This window comes from Maritimibacter alexandrii, assembly GCF_005871115.1.
GTDB classification, from domain to species: Bacteria; Pseudomonadota; Alphaproteobacteria; order Rhodobacterales; family Rhodobacteraceae; genus Maritimibacter; species Maritimibacter alkaliphilus.
On the sequence record NZ_SWKQ01000011.1, the window covers coordinates 204,191 to 224,157 of the forward strand.

A 19,967-nucleotide genomic window follows, 5' to 3' on the forward strand; every position below is an offset into this window, starting at 1 on the left:
GCCCCCTTACGCGCCCACCCACTCCTTCGGGTTGCGGTAGGTCATACGCCGGACCGAACCGGATTTCGAGCGCATCAGGATGGTCTCGGTGGTCAGGTGATGCGGCTCGCGGATGATGCCGCGCACGATCGACCCGTCGGTCACGCCGGTGGCGGCGAAGATCACGTCGGCGCGCACCATTTCGTCGCGGGAATAGACCTTGTCGAGGTCGGTGATCCCGGCCTTGGCGGCGCGGCCCCGCTCGTCATCGTTGCGGAACGTCAGTTGGCCCCACATCTGCCCGCCCATGCATTTCAGCGCAGAGGCGGCCAGAACGCCCTCGGGCGCGCCGCCCGATCCCATATACATGTCGATGCCCGTGGTCGGTTCGGCGCAATGGATCACCCCGGCCACGTCGCCATCGGTGATGAGGCGGATCGCGGCCCCGGTGGAGCGGATGTCGGCGATCATGTCTTCATGGCGCGGGCGTTCCAGCACGCAGACCGTGATGTCGGACGGCTCGCAGCCCTTGGCCTTGGCCAGCGCCTTGACGCGCTCCGACGGGCTCATATCGAGCGAGACGACGTTTTCCGGGTAGCCCGGCCCGATCGCCAGCTTTTCCATATAGACGTCGGGGGCGTGGAGCAGCGTGCCGCGCGGCGCCATGGCGATGACGGTCAGCGCGTTCGGCATGTCCTTGGCGGTCAGCGTCGTGCCTTCGAGCGGGTCGAGCGCGATGTCCACCTCGGGCCCGTTTCCGGTGCCGACCTCTTCGCCGATGTAGAGCATCGGGGCCTCGTCCCGCTCGCCCTCACCGATGACCACGGTGCCCTTGATATCGAGCAGGTTGAGCTGGTCGCGCATGGCGTTGACCGCGGCCTGATCGGCGGCTTTCTCGTCGCCGCGCCCCACCAGTTTGGCCGAGGCCATCGCGGCGGCCTCCGACACGCGGGCAAGGCCCAGTGACAGCATTCGGTCGGCAAATACGACGGGAGAAGCAGACATGTTCGGAAGTCCCTCAGAATTTTGGTTGGCCAACACCTAGCAGGCGGCGCGAGGGGGGCCAAGCGTCCCCAGCGCGTTTAGCGCAACCAGTGTTGCCCGTGTTTCAGGCAGGTATCCGACCGGAGGCCAGAATGTGTTCGACACCGCTGCCGATGTGGGAGGTCAGCAGGGATACGGCAGCCTCGGTGTCGCGCGCGATCACCAGATCGCGCAGCTTCGCATGTTCGTCGGCGGCCGGGCGGCCGCGAAAGTCCAGAACGATCATGTGATAGCGGATGAACCTGTCGAAGGCGTTGGAATGGGCGGCCATGAGCGACGGCGAGGCGCAGGCCGAAATGGTGGCATGGTGAAATTCCCAGTCCTGCTGCACCCAGTCGTTGACCGAGTTCATGTCGCCCGCGATCAATTGCTCTTCGACCGTGTGCAGCATGTAGTAGGACCGGACCACATCCGCCTCCCACGACAGATCCCCGGTGGCGAGCGACAGGCGAAGCGCCTGTGTTTCCAGCAAGGTGCGCAACGCAGCGATGTCGCGCAGGCCCGCGACCGAAACCGGCGCGACCTCGAACCCCTTCTGCCCTTCGGCGACCACGAGGTCTTCGACCCAGAGCCGCGTCAGAATCTCGCGCACCGTTCCGGCGCCAATGTCGTAGCGGTCCTTCAACTGGTCGATCCGCAGCTTTTCGCCCGGACCTACGATCCCGCGGATGATATCGAATTTCAGTCGTCTGTAGGCCGTTTCTCCGACGGTCTCGTTCATCGCGGCATCGGCGTAGGTTTTCTTGATCATCAGACAAAAGCCCATTTCTGGCGGTCATACGATTATTCCCGAAACACGCGTTAATGTCAGCCCGCGCGAAAGAAAAGCCGATGGTTGGCAAGCGCATCGGCCCTACCGCTTTCACTTTAAAGCCCCCGTCGAGTCGGCATATGAATTCCAAATCATCCGATGAAATTATATTCATCGGCTAAAGGGAGGAATGACATGACTTTCAGATTGGGCCGTCGCGCCCTTCTTTCGCTTGCGGTCGCCACGTCGGTCATGGCCGCCGTGCCCGCCACGGCTCAGGACACGGTCGAGCTGAACTTTTCCGCCGTGTTCTCGGCCAACGACATCCGCGCCGAGATGATGAACAAGTTCGCAGAGGCGCTGACCGATGAGTTCACCTTCAACGGCTATTACGGTGCGACCCTGTTCGCGCAGGGAACCGAGCTTGTGGCGATCCAGCGCGGCAACCTCGAAATGGGGAACATCGCGCCGCAGGATGTGTCGAACCAGCTTCCGGCGTTCTCGATCCTGACTTCGGCCTATCTGTTCCGCGATGCCGACCACCTGCGGACGTTCTTCAACTCCGAGCCGGGCGAGGAGATGAAGGCGATGGCGGAGGACGAGCTTGGGATCAAGATCCTCGGCCCGACCTACTTCGGCACCCGTCAGGTCGGCCTGCGAATCGACAAGGAAATCAACACGCCCGAGGATATGGCGGGTGTGAAGCTTCGGATGCCGGGCGGCGAGGCGTGGCAGTTCCTGGGCGAGGCACTGGGCGCGAACCCGACTCCGATGGCCTACGCCGAGGTCTACACCGGCCTTGCGACGGGCGCGATCGACGGGCAGGACAACCCGCTGCCCAACGTGCAGAACATGAAGTTCTACGAGGTCGAGACCCAGACGGTGCTGACCTCGCATCTTGTGGGATACGACCTGCTCGTGATCTCGAAAGAGGTCTGGGATGGCTTGTCGGACGAACAGAAGGCCACCGTGCAAAGTGCAGCGGACGAAGCGATCGCGTGGTCGACCGAACAGCATCTGGCGCAGGAAGCGGAACTCGTCGCGTTCTTCGAAAGCGAAGGGATGACGTTCAATACGCCGGATGTGGACGCGTTCCGCGCCTACGCGCAGGACAAGTATCTGAATTCGGATCTGTCGAAGGTCTGGCCCGAAGGGATGCTGGACAAGATCAACGGCCTGTGACGGCCCGAGGCGGCCTGAACGGCCGCCTCACTTCCCCATGAGAAGGACACCGTGATGAGCCGCGGTCTTTACGTTTTGAACGGCCCGAACCTGAACCGGCTCGGGCTGCGAGAGCCTGATATCTACGGTCACACGACGCTGGCCCAGATCGAAACCATGTGTCGGGCGGCGGCGGGTGACGCGCCGCTCGAGTTCCGGCAGACGAACGCGGAATACCAGCTGATCGACTGGATTCACGAAGCCTGCGACAGGGCCGACGCACTTGTCATCAACCCCGCAGGTCTCAGTTTTCGATCAATCCCGGTGCTCGACGCCCTGAAAATGTTCTCCGGGCCGCTCATCGAATTGCATATTTCGAACATCCATGCCCGGGATGAGATCTACCGGACGTCGCTGGTGTCGCCCATCGCGACGGCGGTCATCTGCGGGCTTGGCGCACGCGGTTATGGCCACGCGGTTCGCGCGGCCCTGGATCTCGTGACGGATCGCGCGGCTTGAGGTCGCCGGGCACGGTGACAGGCGAAATCGGTGGGGCGCGAAGCCTGCCTCAAATGGCCTGACGTTCACGACTGGCGGCCGGGGATTGCTCGGCCGCGCCGGCGCGCCCCTCGGGCGTCGGGGCTAACCGTCAGACTTCCTCGATACGGATCGCGACCGGATCGCCCTCGACGACGCCGGTGGCCCCGAGGCCCGACAGCGCCTCGTCGATCGCGGCGCGGGTGGTGGTGTGGGTCACGATGATGACGGGGGCGGTGCCTTCGTCATGGCCGTATTGGCGCATCCGGTTGATCGACACGCCCGCGTCGCCCAGAACGGCGGCGACTTTCGCGAGCGCGCCGGGTTTGTCCATCAGCGACATGCGCAGGTAATACGCGGCGGGAACGGTGGCCTTGGCGGGCTTTGCAGGCACCAGATCGGTGGCTCGTTTGCCGAAGGTCGAAATCGTGATGCCGCGCGCGATGTCCATGACGTCGCCCATGACGGCGGAGGCGGTCGGGCCTTCGCCTGCGCCCGCGCCACGCATGACGATCTGGCCGACGCTGTCGCCTTCGATCACCACCATGTTGGTGCCGCCTTCGAGCTGGCCCAGCGGTGAGGCGGCGGGGACGAGGCAGGGCGACATGCGCTGTTCCAGCCCACGGCCCGTCATCTGCGCGACACCGAGCAGCTTGATCCGGTAGCCCATGTCGGCGGCCTGCTCGATATCCTCGATCTTGATCCGCTCGATGCCTTCAAGCTCGACCCCGTCGAAGTTGACCTGCGTGCCGAAGGCGATGGAGGACAGGAGCGACAGCTTGTGGCCCGCGTCGATCCCGCCCACGTCGAGCTGCGGGTCGGCTTCGAGGAAGCCCAGCTTGTCGGCCTCGTCGAACACCACATCATAGGGCAGTTCGGCGTCGTACATGCGGGTCAGGATGTAGTTGCAGGTGCCGTTCATCACGCCCATGACGCGCGTGATCTCGTTCCCCGCAAGCCCTTCGGTCAACGCCTTGATGACCGGGATGCCACCGGCGACGGCGGCTTCGAACCTCAGCACCACATCGGCGGCCTCGGCGGCTTCGGCGATGGCTTGTCCGTGGTGAGCGAGCAGCGCCTTGTTGGCGGTGACGACGTGTTTGCCTGCGGCGATGGCCGCTTCCACGCTGGCCTTGGCCGGTCCGTCGGACCCGCCCATGAGTTCGACGTAGACGTCGACATCGTCGCGGGTGGCGAGCGTGACGGGATCGTCTTCCCAGTCGTACTTGCCAAGATCCACGCCGCGATCCTTGGCGCGGTTGCGGGCGGCGACGGCGGTGATCGCGACGGGGCGGCCCGTGCGTTCCTCGATCAGCTTGGCGTGTTTACGCACGATCTTGATGACGCCGACGCCGACGGTACCGAGACCTGCGATGCCGAGGCGAAGCGGGGCGGGGGTGGACATGGCGGATCTCCGTCGAAATTGCGCTGCGTCCACTTATCCAAAGGCCTTGCTGGGTGCAATGGAGGGTTTGCGCCGGGCTTGCCCGTCGCGAGGGGGCGGGCGCGGGCAAGCCCGCGCCCGCAAGGGGCGTTGCCCCTCGGCCCGCCAAGGCGGGCCTCACCCCAAGGTTTCCGGAAACAGAGAAGGGGCGCGGTCAGTCCGTGAAATTCGGGGCGCGCTTCTGCATACCTGCCATCACCGCCTCCATCTGGTTCGCGGTGCCGATGAGTTCCTGTTGAATGCGGCTTTCAGCAAGGAGCGTGTCGGCGGGGGAGGTTTGTTCGGTCTCGGATATCAGGCGTTTCGCGGCGCGGATCGCATCCGGGGATTTGCCGGCGATGGCGGTGGCGAGCTCCATCGCGCGGGCGAGCGGGTCGTCGGTGATTTCCGTCACCACACCCCAGTCAAGCGCCTGCTCGGCACCGAAAGTTTCGGCGGTATAGGTCAGGCGGCGCAGGATGTCGCCGCGCATCAGGCGGCGGGCGAGGTGCAGCCCGCCCATGTCCGGCACGATGCCCCATTTGAGTTCCATGACGGAAAAGCGCGCGTCGGGGGCGGCGATGCGCATGTCGGGGCCGAGCGCGATCTGGAACCCGCCGCCCAGCGTGTGGCCGTTGATTGCCGCGATGACGGGGACGGGGCATTCGGCCCAGACCATCGCGGTCGCCTGAAACTTGTTGGCGATGCCGTGGGTCCGGGGCATCAACCCGTCCCCCTGCGCGTCCTGCGCGATATTGGCCATCGACGCCATGTCGAGCCCGGCGCAGAAGGCTTTCGGCCCGCCGGTGAGGACGACGGCGCGCACGCCCTTGGTGGTCGAAACCTCTTGCCCCGCCGCGATGATCGCGTCGATCTGGTCCGGGTCCAGCGCGTTCATCTTGTCGTGCCGGTTCATCGTGACGAGCGCCACGTGGTCCTGAATGTCGATGGTGACGCGGTCGGTCATGTCGTTGGCTCCACGAGTGGGACGGGCACCATCGTGCCCATGAGTTTCGCGATAAGGGTGCGGGCGCCCGCGGTTTCGGACCACACGTCGGCCTCGACGATGGTCAGGCGGCGGCCGGGCCGGATCACGCGGCCGGTCGCCACGAGGCGCTCGCCACGCCCGGGGGCGAGGAGGTGGATCTTCATCTCGGAGGTGACGATTTCGTTCCCCGTGGGCAACAGCGACGAAGCCGCGTAACCCGCCGCCGAATCCCCGATCGAAAAGGCGAGGCCGGCATGGGTCGACCCTTGCTGTTGCAGGGTGCCGGGCGGGATCGTCGACACGATGGTGACGGTGCCGGGGCGCACGTCGGTCATGGTGGCGCCCAGCGTTTCCATCATCGGTTGCCGGGCGAAGCTCGCACGCACGCGCGCCTCGAAATCCGGGTCTTTCGGTGTGAAGTCCATGCCATCGCCTCCCTCGCTGCATCCTGTCGGGGCGCGGGGCGAGGGGCAAGCGTGACGCGGCGGCGGCTACCGCGGCATCGGGATCGCGAGCGGGCGCGTGCCGGTGAGGACCGCGACGGCGCCCGGTTGCATGAGCATGGTGAGGGCGCGGTCGTGGCTGCGCAGACCGCCGGTATAGGTGCCGTAGGCCGGCAGGATCACGCGGGCGTCGTCACGCAGCAGGCAGGGCCGGGCGCGCCCGGCGACCCGTGCCTTGGGGTGGTAATGCCCCGAGACCTCGCCCACCGCGCCGGGGGCGGCGATGTGCCGGAAGGTGAGGGGGCCGAGGGTCAGGTCTGCGCGGTGATCGCCGCCGAGTTCGACGGGGCCGGGGTCGTGGTTGCCTTCGATCCAGACCCAGCGGCGTCCGGCCATCAGGCGGGTGATCCAGAGCGCCACGCTGTCGTCCAGCCCATGCGCGGCCGCGTCGTCGTCGAAACTGTCGCCCAAGCAGATGACGGTCGTCGCCCCGGTCGCGTCGATGTCGGTTTCGAGCCGCGTGAGCGTATCCTGCACTTCGTAAGGGGGAAGCAGCGCGCCGGCACGCCGGGCGAACCGCTCCGACCGGCCGAGGTGCAGGTCGGAGACGACCAGCAGGCGTTCGGCGGGCCAGAACAGCGCGCCTGTCGGGCGGAAGGACAGGTCGGCGCCCGCGAAGGTGAAGGGGTGGTCGTTCATGATCTGTTCTGTGCCTTGCAGGGCTTGGGTTTGCAAGGGCGAGATGGGGTGGCGAGGTGCGAATTTGAACGTGGGAGAGAGCGGATGTGTTAACGCGTTAACGTTTTAGCGTCGGTGGATGGCTCGTAAGATCATGGTTCCATTGGAAATTGTCTGTATGCACCGATACTGGAATACTAGGATTCTAGTATCCTCGAGCCAGACGATACAGCGCTCGCTCCGCTGACGCCGCGCAAAGGTCACCACCCTATGCCAGCCCGGCTTCCTGCATCAGCCGTTCCGCCTCCATCTCCATCAGTGCCTCGCGTCCCATGCCGTCCACCGGCACCTTGCCGACTTCGAGGAACAGGGGGGCCGCGAAGGGTGTCACGCGGTCCAGCACCATATGGTCGACGCGGCCCTCGGTGCGCTCCAGCATTTCCTCGATCCGCCCGAAGTCGATCAGGCCGCGCATCGCCTCTTCGCGCGTGATGTTCAGAAGCAGGTGGTCGGGGTCGTAGCGGCGCAGGGTGTCGTAGAGGATATCGGACGAGAATGTGGCCTGCCGACCGCTCGCGCGCGTGCCGGGGAAGTTGCGGGGGGTCAGGCCCGCGATGTTGGCGACGGCCTTGAAGCTGCGTTTCATCAGAGCGTTTTCCGACAGCCACCCCTCGAGCCCGGCGACAAGATCGTCGCGGCTGAACAGAAAGGCGGGGTCGTCCACCGGATGAAGGCTCCAGATCAGGGTCGCATAATCGGTGGCGACGAAGCCGAGGGGGCCCAGCCCCGCGGTCTCCATCCGGCGGGTGAGGAGCAGGCCGAGCGTCTGCATCGCGCCGCGCCCGGCGAAGCCGTAAATGACGGTCTGCGCGCGTCCGTCGTGGGGAAAGCTCTCGACGAGGATACGGCCCGCTTCGGGCAGGTGGCTGACCTCGCGTTGCAGCGTGATCCACTCCTGCGTGTGACCGGGCAGAGCCGAGAGGTCGCGCCGGTGTATCAGGTCGAGGACACGGGCCGAAAGCTGGGTCGAAGTGGCGAATTTCGAGCCTGCGAAAACGGCGATCTTGGGCTTGCGCCCCTTATCGTTCGTCACGTCGACATGCATTTCCTTGAGGCTTTCGAACCGCACAATCTTGCCGCCCATCAGAAAGGTGTCGCCGGGGATCAGAGAGGCGGCGAAGCCCTCTTCGACCTCGCCCAGAAACTTGCGGTTCTGGCGCATCCGAACCTTGAGCGTGTCGGTGTCCTGAATGGTGCCGATGTTCATGCGGATCAGCGCGGCCGCGCGCGGGTCGCGAAGCTGCCACAGCCCGTCGGGGCGCTGTTTCAGGCGCTGCCAGCGGTCATAGGCGCGCAGGGCGTATCCGCCGGTCGCCACGAAATCGAGCGCCTCGTCGAACTGCGCGCGGGTGAGGCCTGCGTAGCCGCCCGCGCGGCGCACTTCGTCAAACAGCTCCACCTCGTCGAAGGGGCCCGAACAAGCCACGATCAGGATGTGTTGGCACAGCACATCACGTGGCCCCGGTCCGCGCGGATCGCCGTCGAGATCGCGGGCGAGGACGGCTTCGAGCGCGGCCTGACACTCGATCACCTCCCACCTGTTCGCGGGCAGAAGCAGCGCCTTGGACGGGGCGTTGTAGCGGTGGTTCGCCCGCCCGATCCGCTGCACCAGACGTTTGACGTTCTTGGGTGCGCCGATCTGGATGACAAGGTCCACATCGCCCCAGTCCAGACCCAGATCGAGCGTGCCTGTGCAGACGATGGCACGCAGCTCTCCTGCGACCATCGCGGCCTCGACCTTTTGCCGCTGTTCGCGGGCGAGAGAGCCGTGGTGGATGCCGATGGGCAGGCCTTCCTCATTCGCAAGCCACAGATTGTGAAAGAAAATTTCTGCCTGTGCGCGGGTGTTGTGAAAGATCAGCGTCGTCTTGTGGCGCTTCACTTCTTCCAGCACGTCCGGGATCGCATAGGCACCGCCACCGCCCGACCACGGCGGCGGGGTCTGGGTGGTAAGCATACGTATGTCCGGGTCCGGTCCGGGGTCGGCGGTCAGGACCGGACAACCGCCGGCCATGAAGAACCGGGCGAGCGCGGGCGGGTCTTCGACCGTGGCGGACAGGCCCACGCGGCGCAGGTCCGGGCGCATCGAGACGAGCCGCGCAAGGCAGAGCATCAACTGGTCGCCACGCTTCGATTCCGCAAGTGCGTGCAACTCGTCCACCACCACCCGTTCCAGCCCTGCGAACATGCGCGGTGCGTCCTCATAGGACAGGAGCAGCGCGAGGCTTTCGGGGGTCGTGAGCAGGATCTCGGGCGGGTCGGCGCGCTGGGCCTTCTTGCGCGTCTGGGTCGTGTCGCCGGAGCGGTCCTCGACCCGGATCGGCAGGCCCATCTCGTCGATCGGTCCGGTCAGGTTGCGCCGCATGTCGGCGGCCAGCGCCTTCAGCGGTGAGATATAGAGCGTATGCAACCCTTTTCGCGGGCGCTCGGCCAGTTCGACCAGTGTGGGCAGAAATCCGGCGAGCGTCTTGCCGCCGCCTGTCGGGGCGACCAGCAGTGTTGCGGGATCGTTGCCTAGCGCCAGCATCTCCATCTGGTGCGGATGGGTGGACCACCCCTTTTCGGTGAACCAGTCGGCGATGATCGGGGGCAGGGCGCTCATACGCCGACAGTATTTTCGCGCGCCGGCGAAGAAAACGCAAAAACCCGCGACGGAACGGCAAACCGCCCGCGTTTGACAAAGGACAGTTGGAATTCACGCCATGTCGGGGGAGTTGCGTTCGGCCCCGGCGGTGTGGAAAGAGCGGCGCGCCAGCCCCTTCAGGCGCGCCGCTCGCCGTTCTGGCGTCAGTGGATGATCTTCTCGTCCTTGACGAACATATTGGCCCAAGCCCGGTCGATCAGGTCCGGCGACATGCGATAGGGGATGCCTTCGAAGTCGCAGATCGCGATCATCTGGTCGATCAGGAACACCGGCTGATAGTTCGCATAGATGTTGTCGATCGTCGGGTATTTCTTCTTGAGCAAATGGATCAGCGCGGCTTCGTCCAGCTGCATCTTTTTCTTCTTCGCGACCATGGCGAAGATCTTGAGGAAATCCTCCTGCCCGGGGCCGTCGATCTTGATCTTGAAGAAGATCCGGCGCAGGGCCGCTTTGTCGAAAATCTCGTTCGGGTGGAAGTTGGTCGAGAAGATCACCAGCGTGTCGAACGGTACCTCGAATTTCTCGCCCGATTGCAGGGCGAGGATGTCCTTGCCTTCTTCCAGCGGCACGATCCAGCGGTTGATGAGCGCCTGCGGCGGCTCGGACTGACGGCCAAGGTCGTCGACGATGAAGACGCCGCCGGTGGATTTGAGCTGGAGCGGCGCGGTGTAGGTCCGCGCCGTCGGGTTGTAGACGAGGTCGAGCATGTCGAGCGTCAGTTCACCGCCGGTGATGACGGTCGGGCGCTGGCAGCGCACATAACGGCGGTCATAACGGTTCGACGTGCGGCGCAGGGAGTTCGGGTCGTCGACCTGATCCTCGGCCTTGGAATGCACGATGGGGTCGTAGACCGTGATGACCTGACCGGAATACAGGATCGCGCGCGGCACGTAGATCTTGTCGCCGAGCGCATCGCGGATGCCGTTCGAGATCGACGATTTACCGTTGCCCGGCGGGCCGTACATCAGGATCGACCGGCCCGAGCCGACTGCGGGGCCGAGGTGGTCGAGCAATTCGTTCGGCAGGATCAGGTGCCCCATGGCGCCGGTCAGCTGGTCGCGCGTGATCTGGATTTTCTTGATCGATTGGCGTTCGACCTGTTCGTAATACTTGTCGAGCGGCACGGGCATCGCGCCGTAGTATTCCGACTGCGACAGCGCGTCGAGCGCGCGGGCCTTGCCGCCATCGGACAGGCGATAACCCATTTCGTTGCCCGAAGTCGCGTGCAGCGTGCCGGTCGCCTCGACAAGCCCCTGATCGCGGGCGCTGTCGATCAGCTCCTGCGTCACGCGGGTCGGAAGGCAGAGGATTTTCTCCAACTGGCTGACATGCTCGGCGTTCATGCGGAACATGGTCTTCAACAAGATGTCGCGCATCATGACCGGGGTCAGACCGGTGTCTTCCATGTTCCGGCACGGCGGGGGCGGTTCGACACCGGAGGCCGGGGTCGGGGGGGTATCCATTTTCATTCGTCTGCTCGCTGCCTGATTTTTTTCCCAAATCTTTCCGCTTTGCGTCCTCGGCCCGTCCAAAACCCGGTATAGTCCGGGGCAAGGTGGCCGAAGCACCATCAACAAAAACCAAGAACTCGGCGAAAAGAGGGCAGAATGGGCAAGACAAATGATAAAATGCTGGCGATTGCGCTGGCATTGATGACGGTCCTGTTGGGCGGGGCCGCGCTTTTGAAGGGCGGGTTCTACCTCGGCAAGCACGAAGGCGACACGCTGCACCTCCTGCAAATGGTTCTGCGTATGGCCGACGGCGACTGGCCGCATCTGGATTTCGTCACGCCCATCGGTGTCCTTGCCATCGCGCCGATCGCATGGCTCGTCTCATTGGGCCTAGGGGTCGGGCACGCGATCCTGTGGTCGCAGGTGCTGGTCGCCCTGATCGCGCTGCCCGCGACATGGTATGTCGCCAAGACGCGGTTTACGGGCCTGTGGTCCTATGTGTTCGGCGCGGTGATCCTGATCCTGATCCTCGCGCTCGTGCATGGCGAGACGACGCGCGCCGTGTCGATTTCGATGCATTACAACCGCTGGGCCTGGGCGGCGGCGTTTCTGGCCATCGCGACCGCGGTGATGCCCGCGCGGGGCGGCAACCGGACGGTGGACGGGGTGATTATCGGCGTCGCCATGGCCCTGCTGCTTCTCACCAAGGCGACCTATCTGATCGCGTTCCTTCCGGCCATTCTGGTGGCGCTCATCGGGCGCAAGGCGTGGCGGACGGTGGTCGCGGGCCTGATCGCGGGGCTTGTCGTCATGGTCGCCGTCACGGTTCTGGCCGGCACGCCGATCTTCTGGCTCGCCTATCTGCGCGATCTCGCCACCGTCGCGGCGTCGGACGTGCGCCCGCAACCCGGCTATGCCTTCGGCGTCACTGTCGGCGCGCCTGCGTGGATGGGGGGGAGCCTCATGCTGATCCTGTCGGTGATCTGGCTGCGCCATGCGGGCCGGATGCTCGAAGGGCTGGTCATGCTGATCCTCGTGCCGGGGTTCTTCTACGTCACCTATCAGAATTTCGGCAACGATCCCCAGTGGTTGCCGCTTCTCGGGCTCATGTTGATCGCGCTCAGACCGGATGGCGAGGTGACCAACAGCTTCGGCTGGAACATGCGGGACGTCATGACCTACACCGCCGTCGCCGCGCTGGCCTTCGGGGCGCCGAGCCTCATCAATCTCGCCTATTCGCCGTTCCGCCACCTGACGGAAGACCCCGAGGACTACACCGCGCTTCTTCCCGGTTCCGGCGTGCACGAGGACATCGTGACCCCGAGCATCCGCGCCTATCGCATGGATGCGAAGGTGGCTCTGGATGGGCCGGACACGATCTATGGCGCGTTCTGGGACCCGGAATTCCGCCAGAACGAAGTGACCGAGTGGAAGGGCGAGACGCTGCCCAACTGCGCGAACGAGGTGGGCATGGTCGGCTGGTTTCAGGTGAACGCGCAGCTTCTGAACGAGACGGGGCTAATCGAGGGCAAGACCGCCTTCGTGGCCGATCTGCTCAACGCCTTCTGGCTGTTCGGCGCGTTCGAGCCGCTGCCGGGGAACGCGCCTTGGTATTACGGCAACCTGTCGGGGCTGGAGAACGCCGATTTCGTGGTCGTGCCGCTTTGTCCGATGTCGGTGACCACGCGCCACCTGATCCTTGCAGAACTGGACGAGGCGGATGTCGCCCTGACCGAAGTGGCCCGGACGTCGGAGTTCATTCTCTACGAAGTCGGGGACTGATCCCCGCGTGGCGGGTCAGACCCCGTTCAGCGCCACGAAGGCGAGGTAGGCGACCAACCCGATCCCAAGGCAAAGACCCATGGGGAAATCGTCGCGTTCCCAGCTTTCCCAGCCGGGCACCGCCGCGCGCACGAAGGACACGCGCTTGGCGATCCGGTGCAGGACGAAACCGCCGAGGATCGCGGCGGCGAAGATGAAGGCGAAGACCGACAGATCGCCGAGCGCCACGAAGGGCGCCATGGCGGCCGCGAATTTCGCGTCGCCCGCCCCCAGAAGCCCGGCGGCGTTCATCACGAAGCCGACGAGCAGGATCACCGCGAGGTGGACGTAGCGCCAGAGGTAGTCGGGAAGGGTGATGACCGACATCGCGACCGCCGCCAGCCCGACCACGGCATAGACGCCGAACAGCGCCATCACCGCCTTGTTCGGGATCTTCATCCGGCTCATGTCGCTGATCGCGACCCAGACCGAAATCACGGCGGCGAAGGGCAGGAACATGAGCCCGAGAAGGGCGGGCTGAACGCTCATCATCCGTTCGAGACGTTCGATTCCAACGCCCGCATGGCGCGGACGGCTTCCTCGAAGTGCTGCGGGTGGGTGTCGATGGCTTCCTGCAACAGCGTCTTGCCGATCACGACGTCGCCCTGCTTGATCGCGGCCAGCGCCATGGTGTGGAGCAGTTGCGCGCGCTCGACCTGGCTCATCTCGACCACGGGCAGGTCGTATTTACCCTGCGCGCCGCGTGCCATGACGAGGTTGTTCTTGGCGGTGAACATGCCCGCGTCGTAACTCAGCGCCTCACCGAACAGCTTCTCCGCGCCGCCGAAATCGCCGCGCGTCAGTTTGGAATAGCCCCAGTTGTTCAGCGTGCCAGCAGGCTGCGTGGTCAGGCCCACGGCCGTTTCATAGAAACTGTCGGCCCGCTTCCAGTCCTGATCGCTGTCGGCCACCATCGCTTCGAGCTTGTAGCGCATGAAGGTCTCATGCGTCGGCGGCACCTTGTCGAGTTCGGTCTTGGCTTTGGCCCAGTCACCCGCCCGGATATAGGCGTCGGCAAGGTTCACGCGGTCTTCGGCGGTCCCCTCGGGGCCGTTCGCAACCTCGGCCCAGACGGTCGTGGCTTCCGACGCTTTTCGCGCCTTAATCAGCGATTGGGCTAGGCCACGCTTGAAATCGACCCGGTCGGGGGCCTGCGCGGACGCGCGCCGGAAATAGGCGACCGCTTCTTCCGGGTCGCCCACGGTCAGCATGATGTCGTTGAGGTTCGACTCGTCGATGACGTTCACACCGGCGACCGCACGTTCGACTTCTTCATCCGACATCTGGCTTTCGCAGCCGGACAGCGCGACGAGCCCCATCAGGGCGGCGGACACGACGAAGGGATGGCGCATGGCCTGTATCCTTTTCCTGCTCTCCTCGGCGGATCCGCTTATTGTCTGCTGCGCCGTTTTCGGCGTCTATCGCGTCCCGAGCAGGAGGTAGTCTCCGCGCCCACGACGCATCAGGGCGAATTCCGCTTTTTCTTCCTCACCATCATACGCAATGTTTTCCTGCTTTGATAGCGCGAGGTTGAGGTTTTCGCGTATGGAGTCCGATTTGCCACTGTCCGCGCCGAAGGCGATCTTGAACACGCGCACGGCCTCGCCGACATTGCCGGTTTCCATCAGCACGACGCCCAGGTTGTTCCATGCGGGGGCGAATGTCGGGTCGTCCTCGACCGCCTGACGCAACAGGCGTTCGGCCTGTCCAAGGCGCCCGAGATACAGGTTCGCCGAGCCCATGGCCGACAACGTGTCGACACTGATCCCGTCTTCGGCGGCGGCGCGCAGATAGGCCTTGAGCGCCAGTTCGTATTCGCCCGCTTCCATCAGCCTGTGGCCGACGATCAGCCCATCGACGCTGTCCTCGCCCGCCACGCGGGCATCGGGGGCATAGGCGTTGCCGCCACTGTTGCCGAGGCCCTTTGCATTTTCGCAGGCGGCGAGCGCGAAACTCGCCGCCAGCATTGCGATAATGGATGTGCCTGTCCGTGCCATGCGGCGCGTCCCTTGTTTTTTGCAAGGCGCGCTGCTCGGTCGCGCCCTAGAAGCTGATATTCTTCAGCGTCTTGTACACTTCGTAGACGGAGGGGCCGATCAGGATGATGAGAAGCGGCGGAACCGTCAGCATCATTGTGGCAAGGGTCATCTTGGTCGGCAAGGTGTTTGCCTTTTCCTCGGCCCGCATCACGCGCTTGTCACGCATTTCGCCGGCATAGACGCGCAGCGCTTCTGCGATGGAGGTACCGAAACTGGTCGACTGGATCAGCACGGTCACGAAGGACTGCACGTCGGCCACGCCGCAGCGTTCGCCCATGTCGCGCAGAACCTGAATGCGGTCCTTACCGGCCTTGATCTCCCAGCTCACGATCTCGAACTCGTCGGCCAGCGCCGGATAGCCCGCGCGGATTTCCTTTGCGACGCGGATGATCGCCTGATCGAGCGATTGACCGGCCTCGACGCAGACCAGCATCATGTCGAGCGCGTCGGGGAAACCGTTCGTGATCTCTTCCTTGCGGCTGTCGACACGGCGCGTGACCCAGTATTTCGGGGCGACGTAACCCACCGCGCCGGGGATGAGCACGGTCATAATCATCTTCTGGGTCGAGGTTTCGCCGTCGTTCGTGATGAAGGAATAGATGAGACCGGCGAACAGCAGGCCGAGACCCAGCGCGAATTGCGCGAAGTGATAGGTGCGCACCGCGTTCTTGCCGGGATAGCCCGCCTGAAGCAGCCGAAGCTGGATCGCGGAATATTCCTCGCTGTCCTCGGGTTCGAGGAAGCTTTTGTATTTCTCCAGCTTGTCGCCCATCCCGCCGCTTTCGGTGCGGCGCAGCGCCATATGCTCTTCTTCCAGTTCCTTCTGGCTTTTCTTGAGCTTGTTCAGCGGGTCTTCCTCGCGCTTGAACAGCAGGGGCAGGGCGCCGACGATCAGCAGAACGCCCAATCCGCCAAGCGCCATCAGGGGGCCGAAGGGGCCGAACTTGTCGGTCAGGATCGCGGTGAGTTGGTCGATCATCTCTCTGGTCTCACACCTTGATGTTCGTCAGCGCCTTCATCACGAAGTAGTTCGCGATGAGAAAGCCGAGACAGACGAGCGCGGCGGGAATGAAGAACCCGGTTTCCTTCACGTCGTCGTAATAGTTGGGCTGGATTACGTTGATCATGACGATGGCGAGGATCGGGAAGCCCGACAGGAAGGTGCCGGACCATTTCGCTTCGGCGGTGATCGCCTTGACCCGGCGGAACAGCTTGAAGCGCGAGCGGATGACCTTGGCCAGACCGTCGAGAATCTCGGCAAGGTTGCCGCCCGAGGTCTGTTGGATCGTCACCGCGACCGCGAGGAAGCGCAGATCCTGCATATCCATGCGCTCCGCCATCGCCTTGAGGCTGTCGCCGATGTCGCGGCCATAGGCGCTTTCATCCGCGATGATCCCGATTTCCGAGCCGAGGGGATCTGGCACCTCTTTCGCGACGATCTGGATCGCGGACGAGAACGGGTGGCCGACGCGCAGCGAGCGCACCATGAGTTCCACGGCGTCCGGCAACTGTTCCTCGAACATCGCCATGCGTTTCTTGGCCTTGCCGTTGATCCAGACGTAGACGCCGCCGACACCCATCGCGATGGACAACAGTATGCGCACGCCGGTGCCCGCGCCGGTCCCCATCGTGAGGCCGAGATAGGCGACGACGGACAACCCGGCCATCAGCATCATGATCTGCTTGGGCGTGAAGGCGATGTTGGCCTTCTGCGCCTTTTCGGCCAGCAGCGAGTAGAGCGGCATGCCCTTCGCGTTCATGTGCTGGTGCATCTCCTTGCGAAGCTGCTCCAGCACCTGTTCGCGGCCCGCGCCCTTTTCGAGCATGTCGAGGCGGCGGTTCACCCGGCTGTTCAGGGAAATCGACTTGCCGAAGACGGTCAGGTAGATGCCCTCGACCAGCAGGAGCACGGCGATGAAGATGACGCCGTAGATGATGATGTCTGTCGAGAACGGCATCCGGGTTACTCCGCGGCGATGGGTTCGAAAATGGAGGCGGGCAGGTTGTAGCCCCACTGGCGGAAACGCTCGGAGTAGTGCGAGCGCACGCCGGTCGCGTTGAAGCGGCCGATGATCTTGCCTTCGGGCGTCAGGCCGAGGCGCTCGTAGCGGAACACCTCCTGCATCGAGATGACGTCGCCTTCCATGCCGGTGATCTCGGTGATCGACACCATGCGGCGCGACCCGTCCTGAAGGCGGCTGGCCTGCACCATGAGGTTCACAGCCGACGAAATCTGCGAGCGGATCGCCTTGATCGGCATTTCGATCCCGGCCATCGCGACCATGTTTTCCAGACGGGACACGGCATCACGCGCCGAGTTGGCGTGGATCGTGGTCATGGAGCCGTCGTGGCCGGTGTTCATGGCCTGAAGCATGTCGATGACTTCCTCGCCGCGCGTCTCGCCGACGATGATCCGGTCCGGGCGCATACGAAGGGCGTTTTTCAGACAGTCGCGCTGGCTGACCGCACCCTTGCCCTCGACGTTCGCCGGGCGGCTTTCCATCCGGCCCACGTGGGTCTGCTGGAGTTGCAGTTCCGCCGTATCCTCGATGGTCAGGATGCGCTCGCTGTCGTCGATGAAGGACGACAGGGCGTTGAGCGTGGTCGTCTTACCGGAGCCCGTCCCGCCCGACACGATCACGTTCAGACGGCAGGCGACGGCGGCTTGCAGATAGGCGGCCATTTCCTCGGAAAAGGCGCCGAACTGTACCAGATCGTCGATGGCCAGCTTGTCTTTCTTGAACTTACGAATGGACACGAGCGAACCGTCCACGGCGATCGGCGGCACCATCGCGTTGAAACGCGAGCCATCGGCAAGACGGGCGTCCACCGACGGGTTCGATTCATCGACGCGCCGACCCACGGCCGACACGATCTTGTCGATGATGCGCAACAGGTGGCGCTCGTCCTTGAAGGTCACGTCCGTCAGGCTCAGTTTGCCCGCACGTTCCACGAAGATCTGCTTGGGACCGTTCACCAGAATATCGTTGATGGTGTCGTCTTTCAGCAGCGGTTCGAGCGGGCCGAGCCCGGTCACCTCGTCATACAGTTCGGCGTTCAGGGTCTGGCGCTCTTCGCGGTTCAGAACCACGTTCATCTCGGACAGCACTTCGGACGCGATCGACTGAATCTCGGCGCGCAGTTCCTTTTCCGGCGCGGTCTCCAGCGCGGACAGGTTCAGGTTGTCGAGCAACTGCTTGTGCAGCTCGACCTTGATTTCCATAAGCCGTTCGCGCCGCTTGCGTTCCTTGTCCTGCGGCGTGGGAATCGCGGCCACTTTGGGCTTGGCGTCCACGACGGGCTTGGGCGCGGGTTTTGGCGCGCTGGCAACGGGTTTGGGCGCGGGCGCCGGGGCAGCGGGCTGGCCGCCCTCGACCGTTTCCAGCTTGGGCGCGCCGCCGCTTGTCGGTTTCTGGGGACCACCGGGCTTTTTGTATTTCGAAAACACCTAACGGCTCCTATTTCCTGGCCCGCTTCTTCTTGCCCTTCTTGCCGGAGGCTTCCTCCTCCTCCTGGCTCAGGGCATGAAGCTGCTCTGCGAGTTTCTGGATTTCCTTGCGCAACGGGTTCTTGAGCGCGGCTTCGGCCAGCGGCACGCCGTGATCGCCCGCCTGAACGATGGGCTTGCCGCCGTCGGGCATCAGCAGATCGATCTGGATGTCGAGGCTTTCGGCCATGCGCTTGACCCGGCTTTTACCGTTCAAGTCCGTGAATTTGGGGGCGCGGTTCAGGATATAGCGCAGCTTGTCGACCGGCAGATCCTCGGATTTGAGCGCGCGGATCATCCGCAGGGTGTTCTGCGCCGAGCGCATGTCGAGTTCGACGGTCGCGAAGTAGATATGCGCGGCCTGCAACACGGTTTCGGTCCACTGGACGACGGCGGTCGGCATGTCGACGATCACGTAGTCGAAATTCGACCGGGCCTTGTCGATCAGCGCCTGGACGTCCGAGGACGAGATCAGGTCCAGCGGCAGCATTTCGGCGGGCGCGGTGAAAACGTGCAGATGTTCGTTGAACGTCAGCAGCGCGGCCATGAAGCTTTCGTCGTCGGCGGTTTCCATGTCCGACAGAAATTCGTAGATCACCTCGCGCCGGGGCAGGTCGAGATAGGTCGACACGCTGCCGAATTGCAGGTCGAGGTCGATCAGGCAGACGCGCGGGCTGTCGGCCTTGGCGATGGTCGCCAGTTCCCAGGCGAGGTTGACCGCGACGGTCGTGGCGCCGGTGCCCCCGGCCATGCCGTGCACCGCGATCAGCACGCCTTCGCGGTTGGTGCCGGACGGTTGCGGGGTGTTCGGGGCGGCCGCCTGAAGGACAGGCGCAGGATCCGGTGCGCGCAGACGCTCGATCGCATCCTTGAGCGCGCCGTCGGGCAGGGGGTAGGGAATGAATTCCTCGGCCCCGACCTTGAGAAGCTGGTGCAGCGCGATCGGGCTGACCTCTTCGGCCACGACGATCGCCTTGATGTTGCGGGCGGCGGCCTGACGGATCACCTCGGCGATCTGGGCGAGGTTCGCCTCGTCCTCGTCGTCCATCGCGATGGCGATGAATTCAAGGCTGTCGCTGTCGGGCTGTTCGAAGAAGGCCAGCGCATCCGAGATCGACAGGTCGCCCCAGGCTTCGCCCAGTTCGGTTTCCATGTCCTCGATAAGAAGATCGAACGCCTGCACGTCGCGCGAGATCGTGCAGGCGACGATCGGTGCCGGCTCCTGATCTAGCACTGCTGCGCTCCCACTCATGCCTCGTTCCTTTCCGATCCGGCCGCCCTCGCAACAGGTGCGCGGTTCATCCGCGCGACCCCGGGCGACCGCCACACGACTCGGTCGTGCGGACTACTCGCAAGTCCTGAATTTCACTTCCAAGTTGGGCGAGATTTTGTCGGAACTCGCGAAATTATGCGGTGTTTTGAGACGATGCCGCGGCAGATGCGGCGGCTGTTTCGCAGGCG

The 19,967-nt window shown here is 64.3% G+C and carries 18 protein-coding genes; 3 read left to right on the forward strand and 15 right to left on the reverse strand.

Translation table 11 applies throughout. The features are described from left to right. Window positions 1-6 precede the first annotated feature (6 nt). Together glpX and FCT00_RS09080 are read right to left on the reverse strand one after the other, a co-directional pair. Window positions 7-951 (reverse strand): class II fructose-bisphosphatase, encoded by a 945-nt coding sequence (gene glpX / locus FCT00_RS09075; RefSeq protein ID WP_008335360.1) that lies wholly within the window; start codon window positions 949-951, stop codon window positions 7-9. Window positions 952-1,087: 136 nt separating this feature from the next. Then, a complete protein-coding gene (locus FCT00_RS09080; RefSeq protein WP_040885911.1) occupies window positions 1,088-1,774 on the reverse strand; it encodes an FCD domain-containing protein in 687 nt (228 codons plus the stop codon). 195 nt (window positions 1,775-1,969) lie between these two features. On the opposite strand from FCT00_RS09080, the gene dctP reads away from it, so the two are divergent. Next, on the forward strand, window positions 1,970-2,956 hold the full coding sequence (gene dctP, locus FCT00_RS09085) for a TRAP transporter substrate-binding protein DctP (RefSeq protein WP_138422751.1): 987 nt from the start codon (window positions 1,970-1,972) through the stop codon (window positions 2,954-2,956). Window positions 2,957-3,010: 54 nt separating this feature from the next. Then, window positions 3,011-3,454, forward strand: coding sequence for a type II 3-dehydroquinate dehydratase (locus FCT00_RS09090; RefSeq protein ID WP_138422752.1), 444 nt, complete (start codon window positions 3,011-3,013; stop codon window positions 3,452-3,454). A gap of 130 nt (window positions 3,455-3,584) precedes the next feature. On the opposite strand, the gene FCT00_RS09095 is transcribed toward FCT00_RS09090, so the two are convergent. The 6 genes from FCT00_RS09095 to FCT00_RS09120 form a co-directional block, all read right to left on the reverse strand. Then, window positions 3,585-4,877, reverse strand: a complete 1,293-nt coding sequence (locus tag FCT00_RS09095; protein WP_008335353.1) for a homoserine dehydrogenase — start codon at window positions 4,875-4,877, stop codon at window positions 3,585-3,587. Window positions 4,878-5,070: 193 nt separating this feature from the next. After that, window positions 5,071-5,862, reverse strand: coding sequence for a crotonase/enoyl-CoA hydratase family protein (locus FCT00_RS09100; RefSeq protein ID WP_138422753.1), 792 nt, complete (start codon window positions 5,860-5,862; stop codon window positions 5,071-5,073). Next, the gene (locus tag FCT00_RS09105) at window positions 5,859-6,308 is read right to left on the reverse strand and encodes a PaaI family thioesterase (protein ID WP_138422754.1); all 450 of its coding nucleotides are present in this window, start codon (window positions 6,306-6,308) and stop codon (window positions 5,859-5,861) included. The genes FCT00_RS09100 and FCT00_RS09105 overlap by 4 nt, the downstream gene beginning before the upstream one ends. A gap of 66 nt (window positions 6,309-6,374) precedes the next feature. Next, window positions 6,375-7,025 (reverse strand): ligase-associated DNA damage response endonuclease PdeM, encoded by a 651-nt coding sequence (gene pdeM / locus FCT00_RS09110; protein ID WP_008335349.1) that lies wholly within the window; start codon window positions 7,023-7,025, stop codon window positions 6,375-6,377. Window positions 7,026-7,272: 247 nt separating this feature from the next. Then, on the reverse strand, window positions 7,273-9,666 hold the full coding sequence (locus FCT00_RS09115; RefSeq protein ID WP_138422755.1) for a ligase-associated DNA damage response DEXH box helicase: 2,394 nt from the start codon (window positions 9,664-9,666) through the stop codon (window positions 7,273-7,275). Window positions 9,667-9,851: 185 nt separating this feature from the next. Further along, a complete protein-coding gene (locus FCT00_RS09120) occupies window positions 9,852-11,177 on the reverse strand; it encodes a P-loop NTPase family protein (RefSeq protein WP_008335347.1) in 1,326 nt (441 codons plus the stop codon). Window positions 11,178-11,315: 138 nt separating this feature from the next. On the opposite strand from FCT00_RS09120, the gene FCT00_RS09125 reads away from it, so the two are divergent. Next, a complete protein-coding gene (locus tag FCT00_RS09125) occupies window positions 11,316-12,941 on the forward strand; it encodes a hypothetical protein (protein ID WP_138422756.1) in 1,626 nt (541 codons plus the stop codon). A gap of 15 nt (window positions 12,942-12,956) precedes the next feature. Here FCT00_RS09125 and FCT00_RS09130 read toward each other — a convergent pair whose 3' ends face one another. The 7 genes from FCT00_RS09130 to FCT00_RS09160 form a co-directional block, all read right to left on the reverse strand. After that, the gene (locus tag FCT00_RS09130; RefSeq protein WP_138422757.1) at window positions 12,957-13,472 is read right to left on the reverse strand and encodes a prepilin peptidase; all 516 of its coding nucleotides are present in this window, start codon (window positions 13,470-13,472) and stop codon (window positions 12,957-12,959) included. Then, window positions 13,469-14,332, reverse strand: coding sequence for a tetratricopeptide repeat protein (locus FCT00_RS09135; protein WP_138422758.1), 864 nt, complete (start codon window positions 14,330-14,332; stop codon window positions 13,469-13,471). The genes FCT00_RS09130 and FCT00_RS09135 overlap by 4 nt, the downstream gene beginning before the upstream one ends. 66 nt (window positions 14,333-14,398) lie before the next feature. Then, on the reverse strand, window positions 14,399-14,977 hold the full coding sequence (locus FCT00_RS09140) for a tetratricopeptide repeat protein (RefSeq protein ID WP_235888973.1): 579 nt from the start codon (window positions 14,975-14,977) through the stop codon (window positions 14,399-14,401). A 46-nt stretch (window positions 14,978-15,023) separates the two neighbouring features. Further along, the gene (locus FCT00_RS09145; protein WP_008335341.1) at window positions 15,024-15,998 is read right to left on the reverse strand and encodes a type II secretion system F family protein; all 975 of its coding nucleotides are present in this window, start codon (window positions 15,996-15,998) and stop codon (window positions 15,024-15,026) included. Between the two features lie 10 nt (window positions 15,999-16,008). Beyond that, entirely contained in the window at window positions 16,009-16,977 is a 969-nt protein-coding gene (locus FCT00_RS09150; protein ID WP_008335340.1) for a type II secretion system F family protein, read from the reverse strand. A gap of 5 nt (window positions 16,978-16,982) precedes the next feature. Further along, window positions 16,983-18,467: a CpaF family protein gene (locus FCT00_RS09155; RefSeq protein WP_138422759.1), complete on the reverse strand. Its 1,485-nt coding sequence runs from the start codon at window positions 18,465-18,467 to the stop codon at window positions 16,983-16,985. Window positions 18,468-18,477: 10 nt separating this feature from the next. Continuing rightward, window positions 18,478-19,758: an AAA family ATPase gene (locus FCT00_RS09160; RefSeq protein ID WP_050772005.1), complete on the reverse strand. Its 1,281-nt coding sequence runs from the start codon at window positions 19,756-19,758 to the stop codon at window positions 18,478-18,480. Between the last annotated feature and the right edge of the window lie 209 nt (window positions 19,759-19,967).

Excerpts from the sequence above, each read along its gene's own strand:
- glpX (WP_008335360.1), bottom strand. The coding sequence starts at position 951 with ATGCTGTCACTGGGCCTTGCCCGCGTGTCGGAGGCCGCCGCGATGGCC.
- FCT00_RS09080 (WP_040885911.1), bottom strand. The coding sequence starts at position 1,774 with ATGATCAAGAAAACCTACGCCGATGCCGCGATGAACGAGACCGTCGGA.
- dctP (WP_138422751.1), top strand. The coding sequence starts at position 1,970 with ATGACTTTCAGATTGGGCCGTCGCGCCCTTCTTTCGCTTGCGGTCGCC.
- FCT00_RS09090 (WP_138422752.1), top strand. The coding sequence starts at position 3,011 with ATGAGCCGCGGTCTTTACGTTTTGAACGGCCCGAACCTGAACCGGCTC.
- FCT00_RS09095 (WP_008335353.1), bottom strand. The coding sequence starts at position 4,877 with ATGTCCACCCCCGCCCCGCTTCGCCTCGGCATCGCAGGTCTCGGTACC.
- FCT00_RS09100 (WP_138422753.1), bottom strand. The coding sequence starts at position 5,862 with ATGACCGACCGCGTCACCATCGACATTCAGGACCACGTGGCGCTCGTC.
- FCT00_RS09105 (WP_138422754.1), bottom strand. The coding sequence starts at position 6,308 with ATGGACTTCACACCGAAAGACCCGGATTTCGAGGCGCGCGTGCGTGCG.
- pdeM (WP_008335349.1), bottom strand. The coding sequence starts at position 7,025 with ATGAACGACCACCCCTTCACCTTCGCGGGCGCCGACCTGTCCTTCCGC.
- FCT00_RS09115 (WP_138422755.1), bottom strand. The coding sequence starts at position 9,666 with ATGAGCGCCCTGCCCCCGATCATCGCCGACTGGTTCACCGAAAAGGGG.
- FCT00_RS09120 (WP_008335347.1), bottom strand. The coding sequence starts at position 11,177 with ATGAAAATGGATACCCCCCCGACCCCGGCCTCCGGTGTCGAACCGCCC.
- FCT00_RS09125 (WP_138422756.1), top strand. The coding sequence starts at position 11,316 with ATGGGCAAGACAAATGATAAAATGCTGGCGATTGCGCTGGCATTGATG.
- FCT00_RS09130 (WP_138422757.1), bottom strand. The coding sequence starts at position 13,472 with ATGATGAGCGTTCAGCCCGCCCTTCTCGGGCTCATGTTCCTGCCCTTC.
- FCT00_RS09135 (WP_138422758.1), bottom strand. The coding sequence starts at position 14,332 with ATGCGCCATCCCTTCGTCGTGTCCGCCGCCCTGATGGGGCTCGTCGCG.
- FCT00_RS09140 (WP_235888973.1), bottom strand. The coding sequence starts at position 14,977 with ATGGCACGGACAGGCACATCCATTATCGCAATGCTGGCGGCGAGTTTC.
- FCT00_RS09145 (WP_008335341.1), bottom strand. The coding sequence starts at position 15,998 with ATGATCGACCAACTCACCGCGATCCTGACCGACAAGTTCGGCCCCTTC.
- FCT00_RS09150 (WP_008335340.1), bottom strand. The coding sequence starts at position 16,977 with ATGCCGTTCTCGACAGACATCATCATCTACGGCGTCATCTTCATCGCC.
- FCT00_RS09160 (WP_050772005.1), bottom strand. The coding sequence starts at position 19,758 with ATGAGTGGGAGCGCAGCAGTGCTAGATCAGGAGCCGGCACCGATCGTC.